Source organism: Specibacter sp. NPDC078709, from assembly GCF_040686795.1.
In the GTDB taxonomy this organism is placed as follows: Bacteria; Actinomycetota; Actinomycetes; order Actinomycetales; family Micrococcaceae; genus Specibacter.
In genome coordinates this window covers 221,813-243,685 of sequence record NZ_JBFBLU010000003.1, presented here as the reverse complement: position 1 = coordinate 243,685, position 21,873 = coordinate 221,813, and the positions used below count along the sequence as shown (strand labels likewise).

The window sequence follows — 21,873 nt, the reverse complement described above, 5'->3', positions numbered from 1 at the left end:
GCGGCCACCTAAAACGCTGAGGACCCGCGGCACTAACGTTCTAAGCCCGTTACGGCTTCGGGTCCACGTGGCTGGTGCCGGTGACCTCAGCCAGCATGCTGGCTAGTTTGTCCACGAACACCTCCACCCGGGCTGTGCGGCTGTCGTTGATGAGCAGGGCAAAGATATTACGGGCCAGCCGGATCTCCGGGACATCCAAGACCACCACGTTCTCAGCCCGGCCCTGCAGCGCCAGTTCGGGAACCAGTGCTGCGCCCAAGCCCACGCCCGCGAGTTGCAGGCTGGCGTTGAAATCGTCACTGTAGACGGCTACGCGCGGATGCAGATTGCAGCTGGCAAACAGTCGTTCGATCACGGCAGCATCGCTGGTGCCTGGGTGGTGCATGATCCATGGCATGTCAGAGAGTTGCGCGGCCTCCATGACCGAGCCGGGTTGGATGCCCCAGGATTTCGGCAGCACCACCCTGAAGTTGTCGTCGCCGATCCATTGCCGGTTAAGGCTGTGCGGCCACGCCAGCCCGGATTGGCCCACCTGATACACCAAAGCCACATCAAGTTCGCCGCCTGTGCGCAGACCAACAATGGTCTGCTGCGGCTCGCCGACCGAGACATGCAAGTTGATCCCGAGCTCTGGCCATTGCGGGCTGGCCAGTAGCCGCGGCAACACATGGGTAGCTAGGGAGGGGAAGATGCCCAGTCGCAGTTCCTGACCCGTGCCCTCCTCTGTCTTGGCGCTCGCAGCCAGCAGTGCGTCAATATCTGTCAGGACCTTGCTCGCATGCCGCGCCATGACTAGGGCTGCGTCAGTTGCTTGCACGCTGCGGGCCGAGCGCTGGAAAAGCTGTACTCCGCTGTCTCGTTCCAAGGTGGCCATCTGTTGTGAAACGGCCGACGCCGTGTACCCCAGTCGAGTGGCAGCCGCGGCAAAGGAACCGCGGTGCACCACTTCTAGCAGGGTGCGCAGGTGCAGGGGGTTGATCACAGGTGGCCCTCTTTCTGCCAAACAGTCTCTGCAGAGTCGCTGCCGAATGGGCAGCTTGCAGGGAAGCTATAGCTTCCCTGCAAGCATAGACGGGCATAAGCGGGCAGGTGGGGACGCGCTCGGACAGGTAGCTACGCGAAGCTACTGGCTCCTAGCAGAGTCATCCAGCAGTGCTGAAAACTCGTGGCGCAACCACAAGTGGCCACAAGTATCGACACGCCGGAAAACTAGACACGCCACACATTAATTTGTGGCTAAGTACTCCACAGCCTGTGGACAGAGAGGTTTAAACCTTGAGTTTTGGCGCTTTTAAATCTTCCGGCCTGTGGATGACGGGTGCATAAAATGACAAAGGTGTAATACATCATGTTGGGGTCTTTCGCTGGCGCGTGCACTAGATGTAGTATTGAATCATCGAATACAGCAGTTTGGGTTGATGCCCGAAAACACTGGCGAGGCCGTAGCGGAAGCTGTCAGGCCCCATAGGCAGTGAGCGAGCCCCGGCGGGGCAGGAACGCTAAATTTTAAAGAATAGTTTTATGAAAAAGGGGAACTCGATCATGACCGTTACGGTTTACACCAAGCCTGCATGTGTCCAGTGCAATGCCACGTACCGCGCCTTGGATAAAAAGGGCATCACTTACCAGAGCGTGGATATCTCCACCGATCCGCAAGCGCTGGAGCACGTTCTCAGCTTGGGCTACCAGCAGGCGCCTGTTGTGATCACTGACGCTGACCACTGGTCAGGTTTCCGCCCGGACAAGATTGCCGAACTGGCTGCCGCCGTCGAAAGCGCCAGCGTAGCGTAATTGATACCGCAGGCCAGCTGCCTGTGGGATCATCATTAGTTCCCGTGCATCACGCACACGAGTGGGGCTGGTTCACAAGAATGGCCAGTCCTACAACCGCAAGTAAGTAGTTGGAAAGCGAAAGCCATGTCAGCGATTGCAGCAGAAGCCGCAGTAGCTCAGATAACTTCTCGAACCACCAGCAGCCGGCTGATTTATTTTTCTTCGGCCTCCGACAACACTCACCGTTTCATTGTGAAACTGGGGGTGGAAGCGGCCCGGCTGCCGATATATACCCACGAAGAAACCCTCCTGGCACAAGAGCCATTTGTCTTGGTCCTACCCACCTATGGCGGGGAGAACCGGCTGGGGGCAGTACCAAAGCAAGTCATCAAGTTCCTCAACGTGGAACAAAACCGGATGTTGATCCGCGGCGTCATTGGCGCGGGAAACACCAACTTCGGCGAAACGTATTGCCTCGCCGGTGACATCGTCGCCGAGAAGTGCAAAGTACAGCATTTATACCGTTTTGAACTCATGGGAACGTCTGCGGACGTCGATCGGGTTCGTGAAGGATTGGAAGAATTTTGGACACGATTGTCTCAGACCAAGAAGTTGCAGTGAAGGCATCGAAGGAGATGCCCGCAGCCTGGGAGGGCATGGGCTACCACGAGCTGAACGCCATGCTCAACCTGTACAACTCCAAGGGTGAAATCCAGTTCGACGCGGACAAGGCCGCCGCCCGGCAGTACTTCCTGCAGCACGTGAACAACAACACCGTGTTCTTCCATGACCTGGAAGAAAAGCTGGAATACCTGGTGAAGAACGAGTACTACGAGCGCGAGACGCTGGATCAGTACACGATGAACTTCACCCGTGAGCTGTTCCAGCGCGCGTACAAGAAGAAGTTCCGCTTTGAAACCTTCTTGGGCGCGTTCAAGTTCTACACCTCTTACACGCTGAAGACGTTCGACGGAAACCGCTTCCTTGAGCGCTACGAAGACCGTGTGTGCATGGTTGCCCTGCACCTGGCCCGCGGTAACGAAGAGCTAGCCAACAGCATCGTCGATGAAATCATCGACGGCCGCTTCCAGCCGGCAACCCCCACCTTCCTGAACGCTGGCAAGGCACAGCGCGGCGAGCTGGTCTCCTGCTTCCTGCTGCGTATCGAAGACAATATGGAGTCCATTGGCCGCTCCATCAACTCCGCACTGCAGCTGTCCAAGCGCGGTGGCGGCGTGGCGTTTGCGCTGACGAACATCCGCGAAGTGGGTGCACCCATCAAGCAGATCGAGAACCAGTCCTCCGGCGTCATCCCCGTGATGAAGCTTCTCGAAGACAGCTTCTCCTACGCCAACCAGCTCGGCGCACGCCAGGGTGCAGGAGCCGTGTACCTGCACGCCCACCACCCCGACATCAACCGTTTCCTGGACACCAAGCGCGAGAACGCCGATGAGAAGGTCCGCATCAAGACCCTCTCCCTGGGCGTTGTCATCCCCGACATCACCTTTGATTTGGCCAAGCGCGACGAGGACATGTACCTGTTCTCGCCGTACGACGTCGAAAAGGTTTACGGCGTGCCGTTCTCCGACATCTCGGTCACCGAGAAGTACTACGAAATGGTGGACGACGCCCGGATCAAGAAGACCAAGATCAAGGCCCGCGAGTTCTTCCAGACCCTCGCCGAGATCCAGTTCGAATCCGGTTACCCGTACATCATGTTTGAAGACACGGTGAACCGCGAGAACCCCATCGAGGGCAAGATCATCATGAGCAACCTGTGCTCGGAGATCCTGCAGGTTTCAGCGCCTACAACGTACAACGACGACCTCTCCTACGCCGAGACCGGCAAGGACATCTCCTGCAACCTAGGCTCATTGAACATTGCCAAGGCCATGGATTCCCCCGACTTTGGTGCCACGATCGAAACGGCCATCCGCACCTTGACCGCTGTCTCGGACATGTCAAACATCACCAGCGTTCCCTCCATCGCCAAGGGTAACCGCCAGTCGCGCGCTATTGGCTTGGGCCAGATGAACCTGCACGGCTACCTTGCCCGTGAGCGCGTCCACTACGGATCCGAAGAGGGTCTGGACTTCACTAACATCTACTTCTACACGGTTGTGTACCACTGCATCCGTGCATCGAACCTGTTGGCGATTGAGAACGACTCCACGTTCATCAACTTCGAGAACTCGAAGTACGCTTCGGGTGAATTCTTCGACAAGTACACGGACCAGGAATGGCTGCCGCGGACCGCCCGGGTTGCCGAGTTGTTTGAGGGCATGCACATCCCCACCCAGGACGATTGGCGTGCGCTGAAGGCTTCCGTCATGGAGCACGGCATCTACAACCAGAATCTGCAGGCTGTCCCGCCCACCGGTTCCATCAGCTACATCAACAACTCGACCTCCTCGATCCACCCGATCGCCTCCATGATTGAGATTCGCAAGGAAGGCAAGCTGGGTCGCGTCTACTACCCCGCCCCCTACCTGACGAACGACAACATCGAGTACTACAAGGATGCGTACGAGATCGGCTTCGAGAAGATCATCGACACCTACGCCGCTGCCACGCAGCACGTGGACCAGGGCCTGTCCCTGACGTTGTTCTTCAAGGACACCGCCACCACGCGCGACATCAACAAGGCTCAGATCTACGCCTGGCGCAAGGGCATCAAGACCATCTACTACATCCGTCTCCGCCAGCTCGCGCTGGAAGGGACCGAGGTGGAGGGTTGCGTCTCCTGCGCTTTGTAGTAGGAATTGTATCAAGTTAGTCACTAGTTTTTAGGTTAGTTTGTGCATAACTGAAGAGCACGACGGCGGGTGAGTCCCCGCCGTCGTGTCTTTGGCTTAAGATTGTTTTGGCCCTTCGTGGCTACCAAAGATTTATACAAGGGAGAGAAGCACCCATGACACCGGACAAGCTGAAGTTGGCGAGCCACGTAAAGGCCATCAACTGGAACCGCATTGAGGACGATAAGGACGTTGAAGTCTGGAACCGCCTGTGCAACAACTTTTGGCTGCCGGAGAAGGTGCCGCTGTCCAACGACGTCCAGTCCTGGGCTACCCTGACGCCGGAAGAACAGCTGCTCACCATGCGCGTGTTCACCGGCCTGACCCTGTTGGACACCCTGCAGGGCACCGTGGGTGCCGTGTCGCTGATCCCTGACGCCATCACCCAGCATGAGGAAGCCGTCTACACGAACATTGCGTTCATGGAATCGGTGCACGCCAAGAGCTACTCCTCGATCTTCTCCACGCTGGCCTCCACGAAGGAAATTGACGAGGCTTTCCGCTGGTCGGTAGAAAACGTGAACCTGCAGAAGAAGGCTCAGATCATTGAGTCCTACTACTACGGTGACGATCCGCTCAAGCGCAAGATTGCCTCCACCTTGCTGGAGTCCTTCCTGTTCTACTCGGGCTTCTACCTGCCCATGTACTGGTCCTCACGCGCCAAGCTGACAAACACCGCTGACTTGATCCGTTTGATCATTCGCGATGAGGCCGTGCATGGCTACTACATTGGCTACAAGTACCAGAAGGGCTTGGAGCAGGTTTCAGACGAGCGCCGCGAAGAGCTCAAGGCCTGGACCTTCGAGCTCATGTTTGAACTCTACGAAAACGAAGTTCAGTACACGCACGACCTCTACGACTCCGTTGGCCTGGCCGAGGACGTCAAGAAGTTCCTGCACTACAACGCCAACAAGGCGCTCATGAACTTGGGCTACGAGGCCATGTTCCCGGCCGCGGTCACCGACGTGAACCCGGCCATCCTCTCGGCCCTGTCGCCGAACGCTGACGAGAACCACGACTTCTTCTCCGGGTCAGGTTCCTCCTACGTCATCGGCAAGGCAGTCAACACCGAAGACGACGACTGGGACTTCTAACCCCTCTCCGAAGTTCCGGTCTAAGCGCCTGATAGAAGGCCCGAATCTGCGTGTAGCTCGCAGATTCGGGCCTTTTTAGTGCCCTCCTTGAAAGGTGCGGGAGCAGTCTCTTAGGCCATGCGGACTCGGCAGAAAACTGAATTAAACTAATTTAGCCATATGATGGATAAATTAGTGAAGAAGAGCGGTAGTTCACTTATGCTGATGTATCTACAGGACAGCATTTCGTTGTCATAAACATAAGGGAGTACGGGTCATGAGCGAATCAAGTCAGCTTGGAAAACCAACAGGAGCTTTCATTGGCGCATCGTGGATTGCGTTGGGGTTGGGAATGGGCGTCTACTTTGTAGGCCTCTGGAACGCCAAGATGGAACTGAACGAGAAGGGTTTCTACCTCACGGTGTTCCTGTTCGGGCTTTTTGCCGCAGTGTCGCTGCAGAAGGCAGTGCGCGACCGGGCCGAAGAAATCCCCGTGACACCCATTTACCTGGGCATCGCCTGGTTTGCGTTGCTGGCGGCACTCCTGCTGCTTGCCATTGGTCTCTGGAATGCCGAGCTGCTGTTGTCGGAGAAGGGTTTCTACGGCATCGGATTCGCTATGAGTTTGTTCGCGGTCGTGGCGGTCCAGAAGAACATCCGGGACCTTGCTGCCCACCGAGCGGTCTATCCCGATCAGGGTCCGAAGCCGGGGAACAGGCTCCTAGAAAATCTCGAACCGTAAAAAGAATCAACCAAAAGAGGAAACGACGGTAGCCGCACCAGTAACAAGGATGTGGAATTGATACCGTGAAGTCTATGAAAGAGGAAAACATCCACGCGCATCAAAGTGCCGCGGCAGCCCGATTCGTGCGCGATGCCGCGGCTGCTGTGCGTCCGGGGAAAATCATCGGGCCGCGCGATTCCGGCGACGCCTGGGTTGAGGGAGACGCCGGGAAGTTCTGGGGCACGTTTGGCTCCGCCGGTCTCTTAGTGTTCGACGCCGAACGCGGAGTCTTGCTGCAACACCGGGCCCTCTGGTCTCACCATGGCGGCACGTGGGGCCTTCCCGGGGGAGCCCTTCACAAGGGTGAAAGTGCCGTGGATGGTGCGCTGCGCGAATCGTGGGAAGAAGCGGGGGTGCCGCGCGAGAACGTGGAGCTGCTGTTCACATCGGTCTACGACGTGGGCTACTGGCGTTACACCACTGTGGTGGTCAAGGCCGTGGTCCCGTTCGAGGCCGTCATCAGTGATCCCGAGAGCCTTGCCCTGGAATGGGTCATGCCCGAGGACGTTGCCCAACGCCCGCTGCACCCAGGCTTCGCTGCGGCGTGGCCCGAGCTCCGGCGTCGTTTGTTGGCATGAATTTGTTACGGTGACCTCATGACTGAGAATTCAATCACCCCACCCGCCGAGCCGGTGTGGCTGCGCCGCCACCAGGACGTGGTGGCCGCAGCGCTGGATGCGCAGACGTTTTCCTCCCATGTGTCGGCGCATTTGAACGTGCCCAACGGCATGGATGGTGCGGAACACACCCGCTACCGAGCCGTGGTGGATAAGTACATGAGCCCCCAGCGCTCCGCGGAGCTGGAACCGATGTGCCGCGCAGTGGCAGTAGAGCTCATCGAGGAACTTACAGACGGCGAGAGCGTTGACGTGGTGGGCGGATTTGGTCGCCGCTTCGCCGTTCGCGCACAAAGCCGATGGTTAGGCTGGCCGGCCGCATTGGAAGAACCGCTGCTGCAGTGGATGTCTGACAACCACGACGCCACCCGTTCAGGCGACCTTGCCCAGACCACGGAAATTGCCCGACGCTTCGATGCGATTATCACCGATCTGGTCAACACCCGCCGTATGGGGCGGATCGGCGGCCGCGGCACTGCCCTTGACCCCACCGACGAGCTCGCCCATGACTTTGTGGGCAACGTTCCGTTACTGGCCACCGAGATTGTCAGCATCCTGCGCAACTGGACCGCGGGGGATCTGGGCACCATTTCCCGCTGCGTGGGCACCGTTGTGAACCACCTGGCTCAGCATCCAAAGCTCCAAACGGAACTACGCAACCGACTCGACGATCACGCGTTTATTGATGCTGCCCTGGATGAGATGCTGCGCATAGACAATCCCTTCCTATCCAACAGGCGTAAAACCACCACCGAGGTCACTGTGGGCGAGCACCATCTTGCCGCCGGGCAACGCGTCTACCTGGATTGGGTCTCGGCCAACCGGGATCCGGAGGTTTTCGGTGACCCGGATGCATACCGGCCCGAAGAAAATGCGGACAAGAATGTGGTTTACGGACTAGGCAAACACGTCTGTCCAGGTCGCGATTTGTCCACCATGGAACTGCGTGCCGCCACCACCGAACTGTTGGCGCGGACAACGGCCATTGTGCCCGCGCCGGGGCAGGAGAATGTTCGTGAGACCATTCCGCTGGCAGGCTTTCGCAGCGTGCATGTGATCCTGCACAAGCAGTAAAGCTTCGAGAAAGCTTCGAGTCGCAGCCTGGCGCCCGCCTAGTTCAGCCCGCCTAGTTCAGCCGGCTTAGTTCAGCCCCAGAATTTCGATGGTCTGTTCCCGCATATCCATTTTGCGCACCTTACCTGTGACGGTCATGGGGAATTCGTTCACGGCGAGCACATAGCGCGGGATTTTGTGGCGGGAGAGGTGGCCCTGGCAGTAGGCGGCGATGGCTGCGGCATCCAGCGGCGTGGCACCGGGCTTCATGAGGAGCCAGGCGCACAGTTCCTCGCCGTAACGGTCATCGGGCACCCCAATCACCTGGACGTCGGCAATGTCTGGGTGCTTGTACAAGAACTCTTCGATCTCTCGCGGGTACAGGTTTTCGCCGCCACGGATCACCATGTCCTTGATGCGCCCCACAATGTTGACGTAGCCATCGGGGTACATCACGGCAAGATCTCCGGTGTGCATCCATTGTTCCGGATCAATCGCTGCGGCGGTCTTCTCTGGATCGTTCCAGTAGCCCAGCATCACCGAATAGCCGCGTGTGCAGAACTCGCCAGGGGTTCCGTGGGGGACGGTCTCGCCAGTGGCGGGGTCTACGATTTTGATCTCGAGGTGAGGGTGCACCCGGCCTACCGTCTCGGTCCGGTGGGCCACGTCGTCGTCCATGAGCGTCTGCATCGACACCGGCGAGGTCTCCGTCATGCCGTACGAGATGGAGACGCCCTCCATGTGCATCTCGGTGATGCAGCGCTTCATGACTTCCACGGGGCAGGGTGAGCCGGCCATGATGCCGGTGCGAAGGGTGGAGAGGTCGTAGCTGGCGAAATTGGGCAGGTTCTGCTCGGCGATGAACATGGTGGGCACCCCGTAAAGTGCCGTGCAGCGTTCCTCCTGCACGGCAAGTAACGTGGCGGCCGGATCGAACGACGCTGCCGGAATGATGATGGCTGCCCCGTGTGTGGTGGCGCCTAAATTGCCCATGACCATGCCGAAGCAGTGGTAGAACGGCACCGGAACGCACAGCCTGTCGTGCTCTGTGAAACCGATGGTTTCGGTGACGAAGAAGCCGTTGTTCAGGATGTTCCGGTGGCTCAGCGTGGCGCCCTTGGGGTAGCCGGTGGTGCCGGAGGTGTACTGAATATTGATGGGGTCACCGGGCTCCAGTGTTGCCATGGCACGTTCGACGGCGTCCGCTGGCACCGCCTCTCCGCCCGCCACCAGCGCGTCCCAAGTTGGCGTGCCAATATAGACGGCAGCTGTCAAGTCAGGGCACTCCGGACCAACTTGCTCCACCATGGCCTGGTAGTCGGTTCCCTTGAAGTCGGGCAGGGCCACAATCATGGCCATGCCCGATTGCTGGACGGCGTACTTCAGCTCGTGAACCCGGTACGAAGGGTTGACGTTGACCAGGATGGCACCAATCTTGGCGGTGGCATACTGCAGCAGGACCCACTCGGGCACGTTGGGTGCCCAAATGCCCACACGATCTCCCTTGGTCAACCCGGCGGCGAGGAGCCCGCGGGCTAGGGCATCGACGTCGTGGTTGAGTGCAGCGTAGCTCCAGCGGCGGCCGGAGGGCCTGTCAATCAGAGCATCACGATCAGGGAACTGCAGTGCCATTTTCTGGAAATTGGCGCCAATCGTTGCCTCAATCAGAGGTATGGTGGCGGAGCCGGACGTCTGGGAGTCATGAACTTCTGTGGTCATGTGACGATGCTAGTACGGTCTTGAGTTAATGTGTACTAACTCACATGATGAATTTTCGGCGTGGTGCTGCCAGCAGGCGACCGTCATGGAGTTTTTCGGGCAAAAAGCCGCGGCCCACCACCCGGGCCGTGATGGGTTGGACGGCCTTGGCTGCCAAAGTGGCCAGACGTGCCTGCCATGGACGCAGGGGTGTGTCCTGGCGGCCCGTGGCGAGTAGTTTGTGGACTCGCTGCTGCAGCGGCTGCATGAGCCGTACTGGCCGTTGCCGCCGGCGCTGGACCTGCAAGGTGGCGGCATCCGTTGAGGCCCCGGCGAGCAGGGGAGGGGCCAGTATCCGTGCCGCGGCGACGGCGTCTTGGATGGCGTAGTTCACACCCACTCCGAACACCGGGCTCATGGCGTGTGCCGCGTCCCCAATGCACAGCAACCCGGGCACGCTCCACTGATCCAGACGGTCGAGCTGCACGGAGAGCAGCTTGACCTGGTCCCAGTCCACGAGCTGTGCGACCGCCGTGGATAGGAACGGGGCGATGCTGGTGATGCGTTCTCGGAAAGAAGCCAAGCTTGCTTCACGTAGTGCGCTGAAGCTGTCCTTGGGAATCAGCATTCCCATTTGGTAGTAGCCGGGGCGGGGGATGGTGATGAGCATGGTGCCCCCGCGAAGATAGCCCAAGGTGTCCGGTGGCGGCAAGGGTGGGGTGGGAAGCTGGAACCACAAGACGTCAATCGGCGCACCCAACTCCTTGGCGTGCAACCCCACATCTTTTCGGAGCGCAGAATCTCTGCCATCGGCGGCGATTGTCAGGGCAGCGGTGATCTCCACTTCGCCGTCCGGACCCACTGCAGAAACGCCGGTGACTGGGCTGGGCGAACTGGTGACGGGCGAGCCTATTGTGAATGAACCACCGCTGGGTGTGCTGTTCTTGGATCGTTCGCCGTGTAGCAGTCCTGTGGCTTCGGTACCCATCAGGAGATGGAAATTATTCAATGATTGGGCCTGCGCAGCCAGTAGATTCAGAAAATCCCATTGTGGCATCAGGGCAATCCGTCTGTTGGCCCCGCGCAGGGTGCCAAAGTTCACCGGGGTTAGACGCGTTCCGCCCACCACAACGTCCAAGGTGGTGATGCTTTGCTGCGGAATGTTCAGAAACGCCGAACGTAAATCCAGTTGGTCGATGAGGTCCAGCGTGGAGGGGTGGATGGTATCGCCGCGGAAATCCCGGAAAAAGTCGGCGTGTTTCTCCAAAACGGTGGTCTCCACGCCTGCCCGTGCCAGCAGCAGTCCTAACATCATTCCAGCTGGTCCGCCGCCTACAATGCAGCAGCCTGTCTGCTTATGGGTCACGGCCATGGCCGCCTCCTGTGCCGGTTGGTGCAGTTGCCTGCCCTTTGATGCTACGCCGGGATGCTCCGTTGGGGCAGGGGCAACGATGGCGACCAGCGCGTAGATGAGCCTGATCACTTGGTAGGGTGCGGCTTAGCGGCTTCAATCTCGATAAGATAAGGTAAGACTAATACCACAGGCTTCTGTGGCTATATTATTTTCTTCCCGGGGGTACCTCACACTCATGATGGATAGCATCGTTTCCCTTCCGTTCGTGTGGGCTTTCCTGATCCTGTTCGTCATTGTGATGCTGCGTTCCAACGGAACCTACTGGGCGGGCCGCGGTCTTGCTGCCGGAGGGCGCAAGACCAAGTTGCAAAAGCACCTAGACTCCCCGGCCGTGCAACGGGCGGAAAAGATCATTGCCCGCTGGGGCGCTCCCGCAGTCAGCGTCAGTTTTTTGACCATTGGCATCCAGACGGCCATCAACATGTCGGCTGGATTGGGTCGCATGCCGTTGCGCCGCTATATCCCCGCCACGGTGGTGGGATCCATCGCTTGGGCCTGCATCTACGCCACGATCGGCCTCGCCGCCTTTGACGCGGCCATTGCCGCTGCTGCGGGTTCGCCGCTGGCAATCGTGCTGCTGGTCCTGGCTGTTGGTGCTGTGATTCTTGGTGTTCATCTCTTCCGCGTCTCACGTACCCGCAAGCTGGACAAGAGCGCCCTCGAAGATTGCCCCGTCATGGGCGTGGAAATCAGCGATCCCACCACGGCTAAGGCCTAACACCTTCAGCGGTAATACCTCCGGCAAGAGCTACTGAATCTCCTCCCCTCGAGGTGACTGGTCCCACCAATCGATGAATTGCCGCAGGCACGGTGGCTGGCGGTAGAGTCATTGCCATGATGGACCAAACAACAATTACTGCCGTAGAGGCCACCTCGTACTATCGCCATCTTGGTGGGAATCGCTACGAGTCAACTGCTCATGCTCAAGGTGCTTGGAATCCCCATGAGCAGCACATGGCGCCAGTGGCTGGCCTCATGGTTCACGCGCTGGAGCAATTTCAGCACCGCCCGGATATGCGCCTGGTGCGGATTAACTTTGACATTCTCGGGATGATCCCGGCCGGCGAATTCACCCTTGAAACCACGTTGCTGCGCCCGGGGAAGACCATTGAACTCCTCCAGGTGGAGTTGCTGGCACAGGGCCGTGCAGCGGTGCGAGCCACGGCATGGCGCCTGCAAAAAAATGACACCACTGCTGTTGAAGCTTATGAGGACGAACCCTTGGGCAGTGTGGAGGAAGCGCTTCCTTGGGACGGCATGAGTACCTGGCCTGGTGGTTTCATCAAGACTCTTGAAGGCCGTTCGCTGCCCGATCACCGCCCGGGCCATGGCCGAGCCTGGTTGCACAGTCCCTTCACCATGCTCGATGGCGGAGAGCACTCCTCTGCACTGGTTCGCCTGCTAGGTCTGGCTGACAGTGCCAACGGTGTGGCTGCCCGTATGAACCCCGAACCCGGCGGCTGGATGTACCCCAATGTGGACCTTTCCATCCACCTCTACCGCGAGCCGGTGGGTGAATGGCTGGGTCTGGCTACGCACGTCACTATTGGTTCCGACGGCGTAGGGCTGACATCGTCAGTGCTCCATGATGTGACTGGCCCCTTTGGGCGTTCGGAACAGATTCTGACTGTCCGACCCATCCCGCACTCCCAGTGAGTACTCTGCTGGCACCTGTCCTAGAAGTGCACCGGCAGCAAGTTAGCCGTGGCGCCGAACTGGACCTCAACTATGCCTTGGAACTGTTGAGTGAGGTCAAAACCGGGAGCCGGGAAGCGATGTTGCGCTTCTATCGGCCCGAACCCACCGTGGCGTTTGGACAACGTGATGCCAAGCTGCCCGGGTTCGCGGCTGCCGAGGCAGCGGCCCGAAAAAATGGTTTTCAGCCCGTAATACGCAAAGCCGGTGGCCGGGCTGCCGCCTATCATCAAGGCACGCTGGTGGTGGACCACATCCAGCGAGAGGACGATGCCATTCTTGGCGCCAAGGCTCGCTTCGCCTTTTTTGCTGAGCTCTTCACCCAGGCCCTGAAATCACTGGGTGTGGATGCTGGAGTGGGCGAGATCCCGGGCGAATATTGCCCCGGGGAATTTAGCGTTTACGGACGCGGACCGGCCCACAGCATCAAGCTTGTGGGCACAGCGCAGCGCGTTGTGGCAGGTGCGTGGCTGTTCAGCTCGGTCGTCGTGGTCGAGAATTCGGCGCCGATTCGTGCGGTCCTGGCCGATAGCTATGCAGCCCTAGGTCTGGAGTGGGATCCGGCAACCGCAGGAGCAGCGGAGGACCTGCGTCCGGGCCTGACCGTTGACGACGTGGAAGCAGCCGTCCTGGCGGCCTACGCACAGCACACCGAGCTAATCGAGCCGTAATCGGCACGCATGGGCCTTGCCCCGCCATCCAATCTGCAGGTAATGCGAAAATTCTTGCTGATTCTTCGCATTACCTGCAGTTTGGACTTATCTGAGCGTCCGGAAATCTTATCTGAGCGTCCGGAAATCGCGTTATCCTCAGTTTGGACCGGCTGGAACGCGGGCCTTACTGCTGTGCGGCAGCCAGAACGCCCGGCGCCTCGGCGGCAATCGTGGTTGAGTCGCCGTGCCCGGTGTTGACTACGGTCTCGCCTGGCAGGCTCAGCAGCCGTTCGGTGATAGAGGCAACGATCGTGGGGAAGTCGCTGTAGGAACGTCCCGTGGCGCCGGGGCCACCGTTGAACAAGGTGTCTCCGGAGAAAACGGTGCCCAGATCCGCCGCGTAGAAGCACGTGGAGCCGGGGGAGTGTCCCGGGGTGTGCAGTGCGGTCAATGCCGTGCCAGCAATCTCGAATCGTTCACCGTCAACAATGGCGCCGTCAGGTGTGGTCCCCGGGTAGATGTCTTCCCAGAGCATCTGGTCAGCGGCGTTCATGAGCACCGGCGCTTCCACCAAGGTGGCAAACTCGCGGGCGTACCGGATGTGATCGTCGTGTCCGTGGGTGAGCAGTACGGCCTTGACCGTGCGGGTGCCCACGGCTGCTGCGATGGCAGCGGCATCGTGCGCGGGATCGATCACCAACACAGAGCTGTCATCGCCCACGATCCAGACGTTGTTATCCACATCCCAGGTACCGCCGTCCAGCGAAAATGTTCCGGCGGTCACGAGCCGTTCAATGCGCGCGCTCATGCGAATTCCACCACCGATCGCAGCACAGAGCCCTCGCCCATCTTGGCGAACGCGGCTTCAATATCGTTGATGGTGATGCGTTCGCTGACAAACGCGTCCAGGTCCAGCTTGCCCTGCTTGTAGAGCTCCACGAGCATGGGGAAATCACGGGAGGGCAGGCAATCGCCGTACCAGGAGGACTTCAGTGAACCGCCGCGACCAAACACATCCAGCAGTGGCAGTTCCAGCGTCATCTCCGGGGTGGGTACGCCCACCAGGACCACGGTGCCGGCCAGATCGCGGGCGTAGAAAGCCTGCTTGTAGGTCTCGGGACGTCCGACGGCGTCAATCACCACATCTGCACCGAACCCTCCGGTGTGGTTTTGGATAGCGAGAACCGCATCCTCGGTGGAGGCATCCACTGTGTGGGTTGCGCCCAGGGCTACCGCTGCTGCCAGCTTCTTGGGATCGCGATCCACGGCGATGACTTTGGTGGCCCCGGCCAGTGCTGCACCGGCAATTGCTGCGGAGCCAACTCCGCCACAGCCGATCACAGCGACGGTGTCACCGCGCTTGACGCCACCGGTGTTGATGGCGGCGCCAATGCCGGCCATGACACCACAGCCGAGCAGGCCCACGGCGGCGGGGTCTACATCGGCGTCGACCTTGGTGCACTGGCCTGCGGCGACGAGGGTCTTTTCAATGAACGCGCCAATGCCCAGTGCGGGGGAGAGCACGGTGCCGTCCTCGAGTGTCATCTTCTGCGTGGCGTTGGAGGTGTTGAAGCAGTACTGGGCCTGGCCCTTGGCGCAGGCGCGGCAGTTGCCGCACACGGCACGCCAGTTCAGGATGACCCTGTCTCCGGGGACTACGTTAGTGACGCCATCGCCCACAGCACTGACGATGCCGGTGGCTTCGTGGCCCAGCAGGAATGGAAAGTCATCATTGATGCCACCCTGCTTGTAGTGCAGGTCCGTGTGGCAAACGCCGCTGGTCAGGATGTCGACCAGGGCCTCGCCCGGGCCCGGATCCGGGACCAGAATGGTTTCGATGGTGACGGGTGCGTTCTTGCTCAGCACCACTGCGCCCTTGACCTTGTGAACAGTCTTGTTAACCATAAGAGCTCCTTAAGCACCGTGTTCCGCCTCGGGAACATCCATGGGGTTACTGACAGGCTACACGGAATTGGTGCTTAAGGAGTCTCTGCTAAGGAGGTGACGGGTTGGTTCAGGCATCAGATATTGCTGCCTAAAACGCAGCCTAATGTTGCTGCCCTCGTTGCTCCTGGCTAGACGCCCAGTTTGACCTTGACATCCTTCAGTGAGGGGTTGGTGGCTGCGGAACCGTCCGGGAACAGCACCGTGGGTACCGTTTGGTTGCCGTTGTTCAGGTTTTCGACGAGCGCGGCCGTGCCGGGGACATCTTCAATGTTAATCTCCGTGTAGCCAATGCCCTCGGCGTCCAGCTGCTTCTTCAGGCGTTTGCAGTAGCCACACCAGGTGGTGGAGAACATGGTGATGGTGCCGGCGTCGGGGGTGAAATCCACGGTGGATGCTCCTTGGAGGAAAGTGTGCGGTTGGTATCTGTGACAACGCTACCGGGCGCAGGGGATATTCCGGGCTTCCTGCGCCACCAGAGAAAAGCTGTGCCACCATGGATGACATGTGTGGACGTTATGTCATGGCCAGGGCCGTGGGAGACCTAGTAGCGGAGCTGGAAGCTGAAGCGGAGGCCTCGCTGGAATTGCGAGCCTCTTGGAATGTTGCACCCACCACGGATGTGCCCATTGTGCTGGAGCGTCTCATTGACGGCGCCCTTCGCAGGCAGGTTCATGTGGCTAAGTGGGGGCTGGTCCCCGGCTGGGCCAAGGATTCCGCCGTGGGGGTGCGTGCCTTCAATGCCCGTAGTGAGACTGTCCTGGAAAAGCCCACGTTCCGTGCGGCCATCAAGGCTCGGCGCTGCGGGGTTCCTGTGCAGGGTTATTACGAATGGAAAAAGTCACCGGATGGCAAGAGCAAACAGCCCTACTTTGTGCACAGTGCCGATGGTGCCCTGATTGTTTTTGCAGGAATGTATGAGTGGTGGAAGGACCCGGCCAAACCGGAAGGGGCACCCGATCAGTGGCTGTTGAGCACCACCATCCTCACCATGGCCTCCCCGGTGGAGGGGGAGCTGGCCACCCTGCACGACCGCCTGCCCGTTCCTCTGGCCAAGGAGGCGCTGGCCGAGTGGCTGGATCCTGAAAATAAGGTCCCCGGCGCTCTGCTGGAGGCTGCGCTCGCAGAAGCGTGGGCCCTGGCCGCGGACTGGGTGCTCGATCCTGTCAGCACGGCCGTGGGCAATGTACGCAACAATGGCCCCGAACTCATCGAGGCCATTACGGTGTAGTGCTTCCTGGTTGCCGGTTCCCTGACTGTTGCCCGTGCGGCTGGTGTAGGTGCAAGGAGTGAGGTGCGGCTAAACGGTGACGTGTCCGGCGTCGTCCACGGTCCAGGTGGGATTGTAGGCAACTTCCCAGCGGAAGCCATCCGGATCGGCAAAATAGCCGCTGTAGCCGCCCCACTCCTGCTGAATTGCGGGATGGTCAACGGCGGCACCGGCCTCGCGTGCCTGCGCCAAGACTGCATCAACCTCGGCTGGGCTGGCAACGTTGTGACTCAGTGTGAGGGCAGGGACGCCGTCGGAGGGCTCAACGCCGAGCTCGGCGGCCATGGCGGCTCGGTCCCACAGGGAAAGGATCAGCCCGTGGTTGAGCTGCAAGAAGATGACTTGGCCGGGGACTTCGTGATGCGCCGTCCAGCCAAGCCGTGTGAGATAAAACTCCCGTGAGCGCAAAACATCCCTGACACCCAAGGTAATGAAGTTCAGCCGCTGCTCCACGGAAGCCCTGGGTGGCGTCTTAGTCGTCGTCTTCTTCGGGGGACCAGCGGTGGAAATCTAGCGAGAGGTACAGGGCCAAAGCTGCAGAGTTGGTGGCTTCAACCCGCAGGGCAACGTCCTTGTGGCCATTGTTGAACAGGGTGTCCAGCGTGGCCAGGACCAAGTCCTCTGCCAGGCCGCGACGGCGGTGTTCCCGGTCGGTGATCAGCTCAATGATGAAGGGGGCATCCGGGGTGTCATTGCCCAGAGCATGCTCCACGACGAGCACGGCGGCGACAATCTTGCCGTCCTCATCCAAGGCAACGTGGGAAGCATCGGGAAGCAACTCGCCGTATTTGCCGGCGTACGATGCCCGCATGTCAGCCATGGCGGCTTCCAATGACTCTGCAGCAACGCCTGCGTCATAAGCGGTGAAATAGAGTTCGCCGAGACGGGCGACGTCGGATTCCTGCACTGTGCGGGAAGCTGTTTTGAGCTCCCGTTCAAGTGGTGTGGTTTTGGCGATGAGGGTGACCATGTCAGTCATGGAACGCTCCTTTAAGTTGTTGTGGCGCCTGCGGGTGGGGCTCAGCCGGTAGCCATAAGGCCATGCTAGACGCAAGAGGCGTTCTCAGCCATCTAGCTAGGTAACGTTTTGTGCACTCGTTTTGTGCCCGCTCTGGTGTTTTTTCCCAAGGCGGCGGATGGGTGCTGCGTGAAATTGAGCGTACACTTAAATTCATTCGAAGATATGTACTAATGAATCGTGTCTACCCTGAACGTATCTCGTGGTTGTCCTTGTCGGGTGGAGATTGGAGTACGCACATGGGCACCTTTACTGAGTCCGTCACCATGGAATGTTCCCCTGACGGGGAGCCTGTGCGGATGTGGTGGCGCGGGCTGTGCCACGAGATTGTTGCCAAACCCCAGAGCTGGTATCAGCGCCGTCCTTGGTGGCAGGACCATACGAGTCTGCGCCCAGGTGAAGGCGTGGGGTATGTGGACACTCAAATCTGGCGGTTGCAGGTGGTTCGGGAGGGTGAACCCGGGATCTTGACTCTGGATGTGGTGTTGTACCGGCCTAGCCTGCGCTGGCGTGTCATCAAAGTTCACACACGGGTGGAGCCGGAGCCTGAACCCGAGCCGTTGGAGAGTGACACCTTGGAGACTGGCACCTTGTTGGCAGACACGTTTGAAGCAGACGCATTAGAGATAAGCCCTGGGGAGGGTGAAGACAGTGCGTAACTTTATTCACCTGCATGCAGCCACTGCCTTCAGTGCCCATTATGGGGTGTCCTGGCCCGAAGATCTGGCCCAGGCGGCTGCAGCTGACGGTGCCGATGCCCTGGCCATCACCGATAGGGACGGGCTATATGGGGCGGTCAAGCATGTCAAGGCGTGTATGGCTGCCGGTATTGATCCGATCATCGGGGTTGACTTAGCCGTTCTCGAAGAAGGGGAACACGCGCCGGTCGTTGCCGGGCGGGTTGTGGTGTTGGCTCAGGGCGGAGCAGCGGGGAATCCGGGTGCGGGCTATGGGGCACTGTGCCGTCTGATCTCACTGGCCCACCATCACTCCAAGGGGCCTGTGGGCCTGACCTTAGAGCAGTTGGCTCAGGGTGTGGTTGATCCGGCGTCTGGGCATCCTGTGCTGACAGTGTTACTTGGCCCGCATTCTCCTGTGGGCCGGGCCATGGCGAGCCGTAAATATTTGCTGCCCCGCAGCAAGTTCAAGCAGTGGCGCGAAGCCATGCCGGTAGGCTCCCTCGTGGCGGAAATTACCAGCCACCTCAACACCCCAGGAGCTCCCCTGAGCACCACCCATGCTGTCCGCATGGTGAAATTGGCGCACGAATTTGATGTTCCAGCGGTCTTGAGTAACGCCGTCCGCTATGCCGGGCCAGAGGACGCACCGGTGGCTGATGTTCTCGATGCTGCCAGAAACATTGCCCCCTTGGCACAGCTGTCAGATCTGCAACCTACGGGGCAAGCGTGGTTGAAAAGCTCCGCTCAGATGGAGAAGGTGGTCCGGGATATTGCGGACTACGGCGGCTACGGCACCACCGGGCTTCAGCAGTTGTGGACCAACACGGCTCAACTGGCGGATAAGTGCCGGCTCGACCCGCCAACGGATTTGGGCTGGAAAAAGCCACGCACCCCGGAAAGCGATGTGCTGGGCCTGAATCAACCTGCCGGCAAGGAATTGCAACAGCGCACGGAGTCGGCCCTGCTCCAACGCTTTGGTGGGCTTGCACCCAGCCAGCTAGAAAAAGCCAAGGACAGGTTGTCGGTAGAGCTGGACACCATCTCCAGGTTGGGTTTTGAATCGTACTTTCTCACCGTGGCCGAGGTTTCGGAGATGATCCGCACCATGGGGGTGCGTCGAGCCGCACGAGGTTCCGGTGCGTCGTCGTTAGTTAATTACTTGCTCGGGATCAGTGCGGTGGACCCCCTGGCCAACGATCTCCTCTTTGAACGGTTCCTCTCCAATGACAGGGCTACCCTGCCTGATATTGACCTCGATGTGGAAAGCGCGCAGCGGCACAACGTGTACCGGGCCATCTTTGAGCGCTTCGGGCCCAAGCGGGTGACCCTGATGAGTATGCAAAACAGTTACCGGGCTCGGGGCGCCGTACGGGATGCGGGCCTGGCGTTAGGGGTTGAGAAAGGTGAGATTGATCAGATCGCCAAGCAGCTGTGGCGGTTCTCGGCCGGTTCCTTCCGGGAGGCGCTGGAGGAAAAGCCGGAACTGCGTGAGCTGGCAGCCCATATACACCAGTCCCGTTTTGCCACGGAGGACGGGGATGGGCCCGCACCCCAGCTGGATCTGCTGGTGGACATCACCCAACGCCTGGATAGTTTGCCCAGGCACATCTCCATGCATCCGTGCGGGGTGATCCTGGGGGATTCCACCCTGCTGAACCGCACCCCCGTGCAGCCCAGTGGCATGGGCCTGCCCATGAGCCAGTTCGACAAGCACGATATGGACGCCATGGGCATGCTCAAGCTCGATGTCCTGGGCGTGCGCATGCAGAGCGCCATGGCCCATGCGGTGCGGGAGATCATCAAGCTGCACCCCTCACGTGAGTCTGTAGCGGCCGACGGCGGTCACGCTGCGGATGCGCCGTTCATAGGGGAGGGCGGGGCCATTGACCTTGACGCCGTACCGCTCGACGACGAACCCACCTTTGAGCTGATCCGCAGCACCCACACGCTGGGCTGCTTCCAGATCGAGTCCCCAGGCCAGCGGGAGCTAGTAGGCAAGATGGCCCCCACCGAGTTCAGCGACCTCGTCATCGATATTTCCCTATTCCGTCCCGGCCCCATGAAATCCAATATGGTCAAGCCCTTCCTGGAAAGCCGGGCCGGGTTCGCCAAACCGCACTACGCCCACCCCGACCTCATCCCTGCGTTGGCCGAGACCCATGGGGTGACGGTGTTTCATGAACAGGTGCTGCGGACCTTCGCCACCTTGACCGGTTGCACCCTCTCCCGTGCCGACGAATTCCGGCGCGGGCTGGGGAACCCCGCCGTCGAACCCGTCGTGGAGCAGTACTTCAGGGACAAGGCTGCGGCTAAGGGGTACAGCGCCGACGTCATTGAGGAGGTGTGGGGGACCCTGGTCGCCTTCGGGAGCTTCGGCTTCTGCAAAGCCCATGGGGCCGCCTTTGCCGTACCCACCTACCAATCGGCCTGGCTCAAGGCCCACCACCCGGCAGAATTCATGGCCGGACTCTGGGAACACGATCCGGGCATGTACCCGCGCCGCCTACTCGTCGCCGAAGCCCGCCGCATGGGCATCCCCATCCTGCCCCTGGACATCAACGCCAGCGCCGGCGAATACCACGCCGAGCGCACCGACACAGGGGAGACGGGAGTACGGCTGAGCCTGGCCGGGGTGTATGGACTTTCCGCCACGGAGCTCAAGCGAATCCTGGCCGGTCAGCCCTACAACTCCCTTGCGGAACTGCGGGACCGGGCCAGACTCAGCCGGCCAACCCTGAAACGGCTGGCCCAACTGGGCGCCCTGGACTCACTGCACCGCCAAGCCAAAACCGTTACGGGAAGCACCGCCAACCGGGCAGACCTGGTAGCCCACGTCAACAGCCTGCCGGGGCATCATGGCAGCAAACGCAATGAACCCATCGCCGGGCAGCTGTCACTGCCCATGGATGATGTAGAGCTGGGTGCGCTCGCAGCCGAGCACCCCGATGCCGAACTGGCCGAAACCGTGAGCACGGAGCTGGACCTGCTGTCCCTGGATGTCAGCGGCCACCTCATGGAAAGCTATGCGCCGCTGCTGGACCGTCTGGGTGTGAGCCGGGCGCAGGAGCTCCTGAGCCTGCGCAACAACAGTGAAGTGTTGGTGGCCGGGGTGCGGGTGGCCACCCAAACCCCGCCCATGAGGGGTGGAAAACGGGTGGTGTTCATCAGCATTGACGACGGCACCGGATGTGTGGACAGCACCTTCTTTACGGAGGCGCAGGAGAAATCCGGGCCCTTACTCTTTGGCACCCGGATGCTGTTGATCCGCGGGCTGACCCGGCGCACCGGCCCCCGCGGCATCACGGTCCAGGCGCTGGAGGCGTGGGACCTGCAAAATCTGCCGCCAGGCCTAGAGCTGCCACTGCCGCGCGTGCCCTTGGTGACCGGCTAGTGACCCGCCGAAAAT

Annotated in this window: 21 protein-coding genes; 13 read left to right on the top strand and 8 right to left on the bottom strand. The window is 60.1% G+C overall.

Translation table 11 applies throughout. The features are described from left to right. Window positions 1-49: 49 nt before the first annotated feature. Window positions 50-982, bottom strand: a complete 933-nt coding sequence (locus tag AB0P14_RS07685; protein WP_363839985.1) for a LysR family transcriptional regulator — start codon at window positions 980-982, stop codon at window positions 50-52. A gap of 560 nt (window positions 983-1,542) precedes the next feature. Between AB0P14_RS07685 and nrdH the strand changes: the two genes are divergently transcribed. The 7 genes from nrdH to AB0P14_RS07650 all read left to right on the top strand — a co-directional run bounded on the left by nrdH (window position 1,543) and on the right by AB0P14_RS07650 (window position 8,116). After that, window positions 1,543-1,791: a glutaredoxin-like protein NrdH gene (gene nrdH, locus AB0P14_RS07680; protein ID WP_363840449.1), complete on the top strand. Its 249-nt coding sequence runs from the start codon at window positions 1,543-1,545 to the stop codon at window positions 1,789-1,791. 126 nt (window positions 1,792-1,917) lie between these two features. Beyond that, window positions 1,918-2,394: a class Ib ribonucleoside-diphosphate reductase assembly flavoprotein NrdI gene (gene nrdI / locus AB0P14_RS07675; RefSeq protein WP_363839983.1), complete on the top strand. Its 477-nt coding sequence runs from the start codon at window positions 1,918-1,920 to the stop codon at window positions 2,392-2,394. Window positions 2,395-2,408: 14 nt separating this feature from the next. Further along, window positions 2,409-4,529 (top strand): class 1b ribonucleoside-diphosphate reductase subunit alpha, encoded by a 2,121-nt coding sequence (nrdE, locus tag AB0P14_RS07670; RefSeq protein WP_363840446.1) that lies wholly within the window; start codon window positions 2,409-2,411, stop codon window positions 4,527-4,529. A gap of 155 nt (window positions 4,530-4,684) precedes the next feature. After that, on the top strand, window positions 4,685-5,662 hold the full coding sequence (gene nrdF / locus AB0P14_RS07665) for a class 1b ribonucleoside-diphosphate reductase subunit beta (protein ID WP_363839981.1): 978 nt from the start codon (window positions 4,685-4,687) through the stop codon (window positions 5,660-5,662). A gap of 256 nt (window positions 5,663-5,918) precedes the next feature. After that, window positions 5,919-6,383, top strand: coding sequence for an inner membrane protein YiaA (gene yiaA, locus AB0P14_RS07660; protein WP_363839979.1), 465 nt, complete (start codon window positions 5,919-5,921; stop codon window positions 6,381-6,383). Between the two features lie 74 nt (window positions 6,384-6,457). Continuing rightward, a complete protein-coding gene (locus tag AB0P14_RS07655; protein WP_363839977.1) occupies window positions 6,458-7,003 on the top strand; it encodes an NUDIX hydrolase in 546 nt (181 codons plus the stop codon). Between the two features lie 18 nt (window positions 7,004-7,021). Beyond that, entirely contained in the window at window positions 7,022-8,116 is a 1,095-nt protein-coding gene (locus tag AB0P14_RS07650) for a cytochrome P450 (RefSeq protein ID WP_363839975.1), read from the top strand. Between the two features lie 66 nt (window positions 8,117-8,182). Here the strand turns inward: AB0P14_RS07650 and AB0P14_RS07645 are convergent, their stop codons facing one another. Further along, the gene (locus tag AB0P14_RS07645; RefSeq protein ID WP_363839973.1) at window positions 8,183-9,814 is read right to left on the bottom strand and encodes an AMP-binding protein; all 1,632 of its coding nucleotides are present in this window, start codon (window positions 9,812-9,814) and stop codon (window positions 8,183-8,185) included. Window positions 9,815-9,854: 40 nt separating this feature from the next. Further along, the gene (locus AB0P14_RS07640) at window positions 9,855-11,165 is read right to left on the bottom strand and encodes an FAD-dependent oxidoreductase (protein WP_363839971.1); all 1,311 of its coding nucleotides are present in this window, start codon (window positions 11,163-11,165) and stop codon (window positions 9,855-9,857) included. A gap of 217 nt (window positions 11,166-11,382) precedes the next feature. On the opposite strand from AB0P14_RS07640, the gene AB0P14_RS07635 reads away from it, so the two are divergent. The 3 genes from AB0P14_RS07635 (at window position 11,383) to AB0P14_RS07625 (ending at window position 13,573) form a co-directional block, all read left to right on the top strand. Continuing rightward, window positions 11,383-11,925, top strand: coding sequence for a VTT domain-containing protein (locus AB0P14_RS07635; protein ID WP_363839969.1), 543 nt, complete (start codon window positions 11,383-11,385; stop codon window positions 11,923-11,925). A 119-nt stretch (window positions 11,926-12,044) separates the two neighbouring features. Then, window positions 12,045-12,863: a thioesterase family protein gene (locus tag AB0P14_RS07630; protein WP_363840444.1), complete on the top strand. Its 819-nt coding sequence runs from the start codon at window positions 12,045-12,047 to the stop codon at window positions 12,861-12,863. Further along, window positions 12,860-13,573, top strand: coding sequence for a lipoate--protein ligase family protein (locus tag AB0P14_RS07625; RefSeq protein WP_363839966.1), 714 nt, complete (start codon window positions 12,860-12,862; stop codon window positions 13,571-13,573). The genes AB0P14_RS07630 and AB0P14_RS07625 overlap by 4 nt, the downstream gene beginning before the upstream one ends. A gap of 166 nt (window positions 13,574-13,739) precedes the next feature. On the opposite strand, the gene AB0P14_RS07620 is transcribed toward AB0P14_RS07625, so the two are convergent. The 3 genes from AB0P14_RS07620 to AB0P14_RS07610 all read right to left on the bottom strand — a co-directional run bounded on the left by AB0P14_RS07620 (window position 13,740) and on the right by AB0P14_RS07610 (window position 15,888). Continuing rightward, window positions 13,740-14,363 (bottom strand): MBL fold metallo-hydrolase, encoded by a 624-nt coding sequence (locus tag AB0P14_RS07620; RefSeq protein WP_363839963.1) that lies wholly within the window; start codon window positions 14,361-14,363, stop codon window positions 13,740-13,742. Further along, window positions 14,360-15,460 carry an S-(hydroxymethyl)mycothiol dehydrogenase gene (locus AB0P14_RS07615; RefSeq protein ID WP_363839960.1) on the bottom strand — a complete coding sequence of 367 codons (1,101 nt, stop codon included), beginning with the start codon at window positions 15,458-15,460 and terminating at the stop codon, window positions 14,360-14,362. Before AB0P14_RS07615 ends, AB0P14_RS07620 begins: the two co-directional genes overlap by 4 nt. Before the next feature lie 170 nt (window positions 15,461-15,630). Further along, window positions 15,631-15,888, bottom strand: coding sequence for a mycoredoxin (locus AB0P14_RS07610; RefSeq protein ID WP_363839957.1), 258 nt, complete (start codon window positions 15,886-15,888; stop codon window positions 15,631-15,633). A gap of 116 nt (window positions 15,889-16,004) precedes the next feature. Between AB0P14_RS07610 and AB0P14_RS07605 the strand changes: the two genes are divergently transcribed. Continuing rightward, window positions 16,005-16,730, top strand: coding sequence for an SOS response-associated peptidase (locus AB0P14_RS07605; protein WP_363840441.1), 726 nt, complete (start codon window positions 16,005-16,007; stop codon window positions 16,728-16,730). Between the two features lie 69 nt (window positions 16,731-16,799). On the opposite strand, the gene AB0P14_RS07600 is transcribed toward AB0P14_RS07605, so the two are convergent. Both AB0P14_RS07600 and AB0P14_RS07595 read right to left on the bottom strand, forming a co-directional pair. Next, window positions 16,800-17,222, bottom strand: coding sequence for a VOC family protein (locus tag AB0P14_RS07600; protein WP_363839954.1), 423 nt, complete (start codon window positions 17,220-17,222; stop codon window positions 16,800-16,802). Between the two features lie 19 nt (window positions 17,223-17,241). Continuing rightward, the gene (locus tag AB0P14_RS07595; protein ID WP_363839951.1) at window positions 17,242-17,748 is read right to left on the bottom strand and encodes a GNAT family N-acetyltransferase; all 507 of its coding nucleotides are present in this window, start codon (window positions 17,746-17,748) and stop codon (window positions 17,242-17,244) included. 278 nt (window positions 17,749-18,026) lie between these two features. On the opposite strand from AB0P14_RS07595, the gene AB0P14_RS07590 reads away from it, so the two are divergent. Together AB0P14_RS07590 and dnaE are read left to right on the top strand one after the other, a co-directional pair. Then, window positions 18,027-18,446, top strand: coding sequence for a hypothetical protein (locus tag AB0P14_RS07590; protein ID WP_363839949.1), 420 nt, complete (start codon window positions 18,027-18,029; stop codon window positions 18,444-18,446). Further along, window positions 18,439-21,858, top strand: a complete 3,420-nt coding sequence (gene dnaE / locus AB0P14_RS07585) for a DNA polymerase III subunit alpha (protein WP_363839946.1) — start codon at window positions 18,439-18,441, stop codon at window positions 21,856-21,858. Before AB0P14_RS07590 ends, dnaE begins: the two co-directional genes overlap by 8 nt. Window positions 21,859-21,873: the final 15 nt, after the last annotated feature.